The organism is Bacteroidota bacterium (genome assembly GCA_016213405.1).
Taxonomy (GTDB): Bacteria; Bacteroidota; Bacteroidia; order Palsa-948; family Palsa-948; genus Palsa-948.
The window spans coordinates 61,384-70,287 of sequence record JACRAM010000012.1; the positions used below are offsets into that span (position 1 = coordinate 61,384).

At 37.8% G+C, this 8,904-nt stretch carries 9 protein-coding genes; 5 read left to right on the forward strand and 4 right to left on the reverse strand.

Annotation, left to right across the window (positions count from 1 at the left end; translation table 11 throughout):
* Positions 1-2 precede the first annotated feature (2 nt).
* From rlmB to HY841_01820, 4 genes are read left to right on the forward strand one after another with little or no spacing between them, the layout of a single operon-like run.
* Positions 3-815, forward strand: coding sequence for a 23S rRNA (guanosine(2251)-2'-O)-methyltransferase RlmB (rlmB, locus tag HY841_01805; GenBank protein MBI4929467.1), 813 nt, complete (start codon positions 3-5; stop codon positions 813-815).
* Positions 812-2,236 carry a hypothetical protein gene (locus HY841_01810; protein MBI4929468.1) on the forward strand — a complete coding sequence of 475 codons (1,425 nt, stop codon included), beginning with the start codon at positions 812-814 and terminating at the stop codon, positions 2,234-2,236. Before rlmB ends, HY841_01810 begins: the two co-directional genes overlap by 4 nt.
* Complete coding sequence (locus HY841_01815; protein ID MBI4929469.1) at positions 2,233-2,691, forward strand: hypothetical protein; 459 nt, start codon at positions 2,233-2,235, stop codon at positions 2,689-2,691. Before HY841_01810 ends, HY841_01815 begins: the two co-directional genes overlap by 4 nt.
* Positions 2,691-4,619: a glycosyltransferase family 39 protein gene (locus tag HY841_01820; protein MBI4929470.1), complete on the forward strand. Its 1,929-nt coding sequence runs from the start codon at positions 2,691-2,693 to the stop codon at positions 4,617-4,619. Before HY841_01815 ends, HY841_01820 begins: the two co-directional genes overlap by 1 nt.
* A gap of 9 nt (positions 4,620-4,628) precedes the next feature.
* On the opposite strand, the gene HY841_01825 is transcribed toward HY841_01820, so the two are convergent.
* The 4 genes from HY841_01825 to HY841_01840 all read right to left on the reverse strand — a co-directional run bounded on the left by HY841_01825 (position 4,629) and on the right by HY841_01840 (position 7,970).
* Positions 4,629-5,486 (reverse strand): metal ABC transporter permease, encoded by an 858-nt coding sequence (locus tag HY841_01825; GenBank protein MBI4929471.1) that lies wholly within the window; start codon positions 5,484-5,486, stop codon positions 4,629-4,631.
* Positions 5,487-5,516: 30 nt separating this feature from the next.
* Positions 5,517-6,422, reverse strand: a complete 906-nt coding sequence (locus HY841_01830) for a zinc ABC transporter substrate-binding protein (GenBank protein ID MBI4929472.1) — start codon at positions 6,420-6,422, stop codon at positions 5,517-5,519.
* A 46-nt stretch (positions 6,423-6,468) separates the two neighbouring features.
* Positions 6,469-7,497, reverse strand: coding sequence for a hypothetical protein (locus tag HY841_01835; GenBank protein ID MBI4929473.1), 1,029 nt, complete (start codon positions 7,495-7,497; stop codon positions 6,469-6,471).
* Between the two features lie 164 nt (positions 7,498-7,661).
* Positions 7,662-7,970, reverse strand: a complete 309-nt coding sequence (locus tag HY841_01840; GenBank protein ID MBI4929474.1) for a hypothetical protein — start codon at positions 7,968-7,970, stop codon at positions 7,662-7,664.
* Positions 7,971-8,117: 147 nt separating this feature from the next.
* Between HY841_01840 and HY841_01845 the strand changes: the two genes are divergently transcribed.
* Positions 8,118-8,852, forward strand: a complete 735-nt coding sequence (locus HY841_01845) for a hypothetical protein (protein MBI4929475.1) — start codon at positions 8,118-8,120, stop codon at positions 8,850-8,852.
* The last annotated feature ends 52 nt before the right edge of the window (positions 8,853-8,904 follow it).

The following is an 8,904-nucleotide window of genomic DNA, read 5'->3' on the forward strand; positions in this document are numbered from 1 at the left end:
TTATGAAAGAGCAAAAGTTCATCAGAGGAAATAAAAAAGATTTTTCATCTTCACATTTAAGAGAGGGAAAAAAAGCATCGCGCCCGATTTGCGGCATTCATCCCGTCATTGAAGCCATCCGTTCAGGAAAAGAAATTGAAAAAATATTTTTTCAGAAAAATGCAGGCAACAGGGTGATGGGTGAACTTAACGAAGAAATAAAAAAATACAATATTCCTTTTCAGTTTGTTCCACTGGAGAAACTCAATCACCTTGTAAAATCAACCAATCATCAGGGTGTGGTTGCCATGCTTTCTCCCATTGGCTACCAGAATATTGAAACCATCATTCCCACAGTTTTTGAAAACGGAGAAACCCCGCTTGTAATTATTTTAGACCGAATCACGGATGTAAGAAATCTTGGCGCTATTGCCCGTAGTGCAGAGTGCGCAGGAGTGCACGCCATCATAGTTCCATCGCGCGGAAGCGGGCAAATCAACAGCGATGCAATAAAAAGTTCTGCCGGAGCGATTTTTAATATTCCTGTTTGCAGAAGCGAAAATCTGAAAACATCCATTGACTTCCTGAAAAAAAGCGGACTAAGAATAATTGCCTGTTCTGAAAAAGCAGAAAAAACAATTTACAAAACCGATTTTTTATTCCCCGTTGCTCTTATTCTTGGCTCCGAAGAAGACGGCATATCGGATGAATACCTCAAACTCAGCGATGACAAAGTGCAGATTCCACTTTTCGGTAAAACTGAATCGCTGAATGTTTCTGTTTCTGCCGGTGTTATTCTTTTTGAAGTTATCCGCCAGAGAAATTTTTCTAAATGAAGAAATTATTTTCTGAAAATTTAACCGTTCAGCTTGTTTTTCTTTCGCTAATAGTTTTTTTATCGCGGATTCCTTTTCTCTCAGCTGGTTTTGGAGCAGAAGAAGATTCCTGGCTTCTTGCCATCACAGCAAAAAACATTGCTGAAAGCGGCATTTATGAAATGTCACGCGCACCTGGGCATCCTCTTCAGGAAATAATTTATTCGTGGATGTACAGTAATGGCTTATTTGCTTTTGCATCCAATCTAATAAGTGCGATTGCCAGTGTTATCGCTTCTGTATTTTTTGCGCTTTCGCTCAGAAATCTTGGCTTCAGGCATTATTTGTTCGCTTCGTTTGCTTTTGCGTTCGCTCCCGTAGTTTTTATTTCATCCACTTATACAATTGATTACATGCTTGCAATGGCGATTGTGATGATGAGTTTTTATTTTTTACTGCATGAAAAATTATTAGTCGCTGGAATATTGCTTGGAATAGCAGTGGGATTCAGAATTACATCAGGAATAATGCTGATTCCTTTTTGTATTTTACTTTTTCCTATTTCAAAGAATATCAAAGGGATTTTCATTTTAGGTCTAAGCTCAGTATTCATTGGCTTGCTTATTTATTTGCCGGTTATAAAAACGTATGGATTTTCTTTTTTTACATTTTCTGACCAGTTTCCATATCCCAATTTTTTTAAAGTTTTTTATAAAGCAACAATCGGTGTTTTTGGATTAATTGGGTTAACAACTATAGTGTTTTTCAAACTAAAAATTCTTTTTGAAAGAATCAAATCAAAAGAAAGTTTTATACCAGCAGAGCTTTCTAAAAAACTTTTTTACGCTTCTTGTATTGCAATTGTTCTCTGCATAATTTCGTACTTGCGTCTCCCGCAAAAATCTGCCTATTTAATTCCGATGATTCCATTCGTGATTTTACTGTTCGGACATTTTCTTTCAAGCGATGCTTTCAAAGTTTTTTGCGTGTTGCTTACTATGTCCTCTTTTCTCTTCAGTATAAATCTTACAGATTCACTCCGCGGATCAGAATATTCCCCTCTGGCTATGAAATTTACTATGACAGGACAGGAAATTTTCATTGACCCAATCACTGGCCCTGTTTATTCTGATTATTCAAAACGTCTGAATAAGATTATTTTCACAGAAAAGATTTTTAAGAAAACAAGAATTGAACAAAAGAAAATCATTCTCATCTGCGGATGGTGGTATAACGAGCTGCTTGTGAGAAACTGGGATTGTGAGAAGAATCAAAATGTTATTCTGGTTTTTTACATTAATAAAGCCACTATGGAAAAATATATTTCTGATGGATATGAAATTTATTTCCTGCCGGAACAAAATCTTTATAATGACCAGTATTTTCAAATGAATGGTACAGTTGCTGCCGCAAAACCATATTTAGTAAATTCGCAAAAATGAATAAACTGATTCAGGGGCTCCTGCTTATTTTACTTTTCTTTTCCTGCCATCCAGATAAAAGCCTCGATGATTTCAAATGGTTTATCGGCAACTGGAAAGGCACTATGCAGGAAATGGAAGTTCACGAAACATGGATAAAAGAAAATGAAAAATCATTCAGCGGAGATGGTTTTGTGTTATCAGACAAAGACACTTTATTTCACGAATCAACAAAACTTAAATTGCAAGGCAATGACATTGTATACATAGCAACTGTTCCCGGAAATCCCGCACCGGTTTCCTATAAGCTGACCTCTCAAAAAAAAAACAAAGCCATCTTTGAAAATCCCGCACACGATTTTCCTAAAATAATTACTTACTACCTTATTTCTCCTGATTCGTTGATTGCAGTTGTTGAAGGAGATGAAGATGGAAAGCATCGCAAAGAAGAATTTCATTTTAAGAAGATCAACTGATGCGCCATTTTTTTCAGAAAGAAAATACTTTTTTTTATTTAATACTTTTTATCGCCTCCACTCTGAGACTTTGGAATTACTGGGGCTGGTCATATACTCACGATGAACTCAGCGCGATTACCCGACTGAATTATGATTCGGTCTCACAATTAATTTCAAAGGGCATTCAGCCAGATGGACATCCTGCCTTTGTACAATTGCTGCTTTATTTCTGGATAAAACTATTTGGATTGTCAGAAACGTCAGTGCGTTTGCCATTTGTATTAGCAGGAATAGGAAGTATCGCACTCGTTTATCTGATATCAAAAAAATGGTTTGGATTTGCAACAGCTTGTTTTTCTTCTCTCACGCTTGCTATGCTTGATTTTCCTATTCTCTACAGTCAGATAGCGCGCCCCTACTCTTTTGGATTATTTTTTTCACTGCTCGCTGTTTGGTGCTGGACAAATTTATTATTTGGCAATGAAAAGAAAATTTATCTGAAGGCTATTTATTACGGGATAGCAACAGCGCTCTGTATGCTCACGCATTATTTTGCTTTCTTTTTTGCGGTGACGGTCGCTTTAACAGGATTTTTGTTTTTGAAAAAAGAAACATGGAAACCTTATTTGCTTTCAGGAATTATTGCCATTATGATTTTCCTTCCGCATATTCCTGTTTCACTTCATCAATTTGGATTGGGAGGGGTTGGAGAATGGCTGGCAAAACCCGAAAGCGATTATTTATGGAAATTTATTTTATATGGATTCAACGAATCTCCTCTGATAGTGACTTTTCTTGCAATTTTATTTTTGCTTTCCATCCTGATTTATCACCTTGATTTATCTCTTTCAAAATTTCACTTCCTCTGCATTGCATGGTTTTCACTTCCTTTTCTTGCAGGGTATTATTATTCTGTGAAAATAAATCCTGTTTTACAATACTCCACGCTGCTTTTTTCATTTCCATTTCTTTTAATATTTCTTTTTTCATTCTTTAAGGAAAGAAAAAGAAAAACTAACAATCTGCTCCTTGCATCAACAGGTATCATACTTTTTTACAGCACCTGCATTGAACAAAGATTTTATAAGCGGGAATATTTTGGTGTGTTCAAAGAAATAAACAAAGCGGTTGTTGATTTGCAGACAAAATACGGAGAAGAAAATGTAACAACATTGCTGAATACTTCCTGTAAGGAAATCTTTGATTTTTATTTTCAGCGAATGAACAAAACAGTTTCATACAATTATTGCGTAGGTGATTCTTATGACTTTGAAGCAGAAATGCTCTGCAAAATCGATTCCTGCTCCACTCCTTATTTTCTCTATGGCTGGTCTAACTTCCGAAGCGCCTATGAAATTCCTGAGATGATAAAAAGAAAATTCCCCTGCATTGTCTATGATGAAAAGCATTTCAATTCGCAAATAACCTTGTTCGGGAAAAATGATTCCTGCAAAAGAGACACCATTTATTTTTCGCGTGAAGGGTTTGAAAAACCTGCTTTCACTTTTTCATACAATGAAACAAAAACTGATACAAGCCATTTTCACTCCGGCAAATATTCGCTTTTCATTGAATCAGCGAATGAATACTGCATTACGATCAGATCAACAGCTAAAAATATTTTTCATGATAATAAAGGTTGCGTCAATATCAGCGCATGGGTTTTTCCAACAGATACTTTCAATGCTCAGATTGTGATGGAAGTTGGAGATCCGAAAGGGAATCATGACTGGCAGGCAAGATCGCTTTCTCAATTTATAAAGACAACAAATAAATGGCAGGAAGTGTTTGCCACTTTTAAACTCCCTTCAAACACATATCCGGAAGATGAAGTGGTTATCTATTTATGGAATCAGGGAAAAAATTCTTTCTACTTAGACGATTTTGTTATTTCCTCTTTTGCTGACAGTAAGTATGATTATTATGAAACTACTTACAGGCAATAATCTTCCACACTAACGATTCTCCTCTTTCTTCTTCATCCTGTTTTTGAAAAAATAAATTACGGAAATACATAAAAAAATCCACCCCAGCACTGCCACTAACGATGAACCCGCAGGGAAATCATAGCTGTAGGAAACGTACAATCCGAAAAATGCCCCGAGTACGCTGACAACACCTGCTATTAAAACAACGCCCATATTTTTCTTCGACAACATAATGGCAGCTACTGCAGGAATTATCAGAAATGAAAACACAGGAATTACTCCGCTGGTGCGTACGGCAAACACAATTGCCAAACCAATAGATAGATAAAAAACAAAATTCCAGAAACTGAACATTCCTTTTTTTCTGAATGCAGTTGCGGCAAGTGTCGGGTCTTCTGCTTCAAAACTTTCTGTCAACAGGAAAAACTTTTTATAAAAGAGAGCATGCAGTAATGCAATCGCACCGAAAATAATTCCTATAAGCTGTATCTGCTCCCAAGTTACAGAAAGAATATTACCGAACAATACTTCCTGTATGTCAGAATCTCCGTGAGGAGTTTTTGAAATAAGCATCACGGTTGCAGCCGATGCAATTGCGTAAATAATGCCGATGATGGCTTCCACTTTCAATCGCTTGTCCCGTATATTAATGAATGACATCAGAAGAGCGCCTGTGAGCGCGAATAAAATCGGAATGCTTGTTTTTCCATAGCCGATATAATCTGAAAATGCAACTCCGAGCGAAGAAATCTGCCCAAGCGCGAGGTCAACGAAAACAATTCCCCGCCCGACAACGTGTACGCCAAGATAGGAGAGAAGAAGCCCGATAATCAGCGAGACGATGAACGCCTGCACCATAAAATCCAATTGAAACATTTCGAACATAAAAATAGGTTTAGAATTTTCGTTGGTGAATTATTTTAATCCCGCTGTTAAAAGTTTTATATTGTAATCGAACAAGTCGTAATAATTTTTTATTGATTCAAACGCACCGACAGAAGTTGCAAGCACCAATGTTTTTGCGCCTGTTTGTTTTGATACTACATCTGAAGAGGAAGCAGTGAAATAAGGAGATGTGATAATCACTTTTATATTATTTTCTTGTACTTCCTTAATTATTTTCACGAGTTGAGAAGGTGTGGGAGGGATTCCGGGTTTGGGTTCCATAAAGTCAACGATTTTAAATCCGAAACGGCTTTCAAAATAGCACCACTCGTTGTGATAGGCAATCACTTTTGCTCCTTTAAAACTCGTCATTGCAGCGTTCCATGTTTTCATTTTCATATCAACCTGAGCATAAAATATTTTCAGATTCGCCTCGAAGAAATCTTTATTCTCAGAAGAAATTTTTTCAAGTCCGTTGCAAATATTCCGCGCGATTGTTTTTCCGTTCAGCGGATCAAGCCAGTAATGCGGATTGCCGTAAATATGAATATCACCTTCTGCGCGGTTAATGGAAGATGGAACCTGCTGCAGCGAAACACCAACTGATGCATCCACATAACCATCGCTTCCTTTCTGAATTTTTTTGTTCTTGGAACTGGTGAGCAGCGAGGGCGACCATCCGGCTTCCAAATCCAAACCGAGTGTAACATACAAATCAGCGTTTGAAAGTTTGATGATGTAACTCGGCTTGGGGTCAACAAAGTGAGGATTCTGGTAGCCCGTTGCAATGGCGAACACATCAATTTTATTTCCGCCAATAAGTTCAGCAATACTTTTGGTATCCTGCGTGGTTGTCACAACATGAATTGTTCCGGCTAAAGAAATTTTTGCCGAAACAATTACGGTGATTATTGTTAGTATGATTTTAGATTTCATTTTTCTTTTTTTTAACTTGTGACTTAATGACCTTTTTCTCTTATTTTTAATATTGATGCGCTCCGTGAGAACCAATTAAAAAAATCCATCGCAGATACGCCAGTGCGAATTCTTTTTCGTTGCTGTTTTCCGGAAGCGCTTCATTCATCGTTGTATATTTTCCTTCCAGTTCTATTTTCTGAAATTCAGTTGCGTACCATCCGAGCGTCAGCGAACCGGATTCCTGCAAAAACTTTTCAGAGTAGGGATTGTTTGAATAATCAAATCGCCCTGCGAGAAACCAGCGTTTCGCAACTTGTATGTTGAGCAAAGAATAAAATCCAATTGCGTTTACCGTACTGCTGTCAAGCGTTGCCTGACTGTAATACAATTCATTCTGAAATGTAACCGACTTGTAGGTATTGTACCGAACGGGCTTCCATTTATAAGTCAAATCCACAGCGCCAATGTTTGTAATTTTCTTAGCAAGATTTTCTCCGCTCATTCCCGTCAAACCGAGTTCAAGTGTTGCATTATCCGATATGTCCCAGAAATTTTTAAGATGCGCGAGATAAAGAAAATTATTTTTCGCACTTCGCTCAAAACTCGGATTCTCTCCAACGTTGGTTGCTTCAACGGTCAGTTCCTGAAAGAAAGTGTGATTCGGCAAAAGCCAGATCAGCGAAACGCCATCGCCTTTCAATCCTTCCTCTCCGAAAAAATTCACGTATGCATCGGGCATATCCACAAATGGAAGCGCGTGTGCATGAATGGGGTTCACTCTTCCTAACTGCTGCTTGAACCTTCCTGCTTTCAATTGCAAATGTGCCGGAAGAGAAAGTGTCGTAAGATACCCTTCTTCAATCTCGCTCGAAAATTCTCCTGTAGCGGCATCTTCCACCACCGAATAAAAAAAATCTGCACGCGCGTACGGGTCAACTACAGACTGAAAAGAAAATTCCGCTTCGTTAAACACAGCATCAAAATTATGAGAGCCGTAACTTCTGTACAATCCTCGAAAATCCCCAATCACACTGATGTCGGGATTTGCTGAAGCAGCAACTCGCTGCTGCTGAGGAGGTGTTTGTTGCTGCATCTCACTTTGGATTTGCAATAACAAAAGCGAATCTGCTTTCTTTGCAGAATCCGTTTGTGAAAAACATTGTACAAAAAACAAAAAAGAAAATATAAATACGAAATTCAGTTTCAACATAATTAAGACCTGTTAAAAAATGAAAAGTGAATGGTTAGCTGTAATCACTAACAAGCAGGAGGCGCTCTAAGCTGCGTGGAAGAAAAATGAGAGGAAGTAAAATAAACTTTAACTAAAATCGGAAAAACATACTTAGCAAAATGAGGCGCAATAAAATTCGCCTGTGTTTTTGGAGGTTCAGAAGCAATGGGGAGCACTGCATCGCAAAAGCTGCATTCATGATGCTGCGGATGAAAATGGTTGCCGCCATCCGCAATACAATGAATTCTTTTTTCATGATGCACCGCATGAATCTGAATTACAATGGATGGCAAAAGGAAAGAGAGAAGAAAGAAAACAGCAATGGTTGATTTCACTTTCATCGGCATACAACAAAAGTAAACAATTCAATTGACTTTTTGCTTGCTTATTTTGTTTTTCCCTGCCAATAGCATGATATTTTTGATTTTCTATCTTTATCCGGTTATTTAAAATGGATTCTTAATTTTAATAAAAATAATCCTATGAAAAAGTTATTTCTCTGCTCCACGCTTATTTTCATTTCTCTTTTTTGTTTCGCGCAGCAAAAAGATTCCGCAAACATCGACAGTGCTTTTCTGAAAAACGAAACAGGCATTGACATGGTTTTTTTTCTGAACCTTATGCGAAATCAGTGGGAACCGTCAAACACCACCCTGTTCGTTTTCAGTTATGATCGGTGGCTTTCTCAGAAAAATGCGTTGCGGTTCACATGGGGAATAGGGTACTATAACATCGAAGGAAAGCAGGATACCTTTCCTCTGTTGAAGAACGAAAACAGCAATAACTTTTTAAAAGCCGGTTTCAATAGAGAGCAGCGCATCGACAAGCGATGGCTTTTTTATTACGGGTCCGACCTTGTGTATGCATTTGGCGTGATAAAATACCAATTGGGCAATTTAACTTCAGGTGTAATTACTACCACTGAAAAAAACAAGTATTACGGTCCGTCACCTTTCATGGGCATACGTTTTGAAGTAAATCCGCACATATCATTTACCACTGAAACCTATGCGAATCTTTTCTTTGTAAACAAAGAGAACCGGCAGGTAAATGATAAGTTTCCCGAGCAAAACACGTCTTCCGAAACAACCGGATTCAGCATTGCCTATTTCATTCCGCAGAATATTTTTCGTAAAGAACCCTGCGCCAAGAGCGCAGGGCGTTATTATTTTATTTTTCACAATTCAAAAAGTTTCAACTGCTTGACATCATTATGACGACCTTGATTACGAATATAATTCTCAATCGTCTTTTTACTTCCTCGACCGC

Coding starts and splice junctions, on each gene's coding strand:
- rlmB (MBI4929467.1), top strand. CDS start 3: ATGAAAGAGCAAAAGTTCATCAGAGGAAATAAAAAAGATTTTTCATCT.
- HY841_01810 (MBI4929468.1), top strand. CDS start 812: ATGAAGAAATTATTTTCTGAAAATTTAACCGTTCAGCTTGTTTTTCTT.
- HY841_01815 (MBI4929469.1), top strand. CDS start 2,233: ATGAATAAACTGATTCAGGGGCTCCTGCTTATTTTACTTTTCTTTTCC.
- HY841_01820 (MBI4929470.1), top strand. CDS start 2,691: ATGCGCCATTTTTTTCAGAAAGAAAATACTTTTTTTTATTTAATACTT.
- HY841_01825 (MBI4929471.1), bottom strand. CDS start 5,486: ATGTTCGAAATGTTTCAATTGGATTTTATGGTGCAGGCGTTCATCGTC.
- HY841_01830 (MBI4929472.1), bottom strand. CDS start 6,422: ATGAAATCTAAAATCATACTAACAATAATCACCGTAATTGTTTCGGCA.
- HY841_01835 (MBI4929473.1), bottom strand. CDS start 7,497: ATGCAGCAACAAACACCTCCTCAGCAGCAGCGAGTTGCTGCTTCAGCA.
- HY841_01845 (MBI4929475.1), top strand. CDS start 8,118: ATGAAAAAGTTATTTCTCTGCTCCACGCTTATTTTCATTTCTCTTTTT.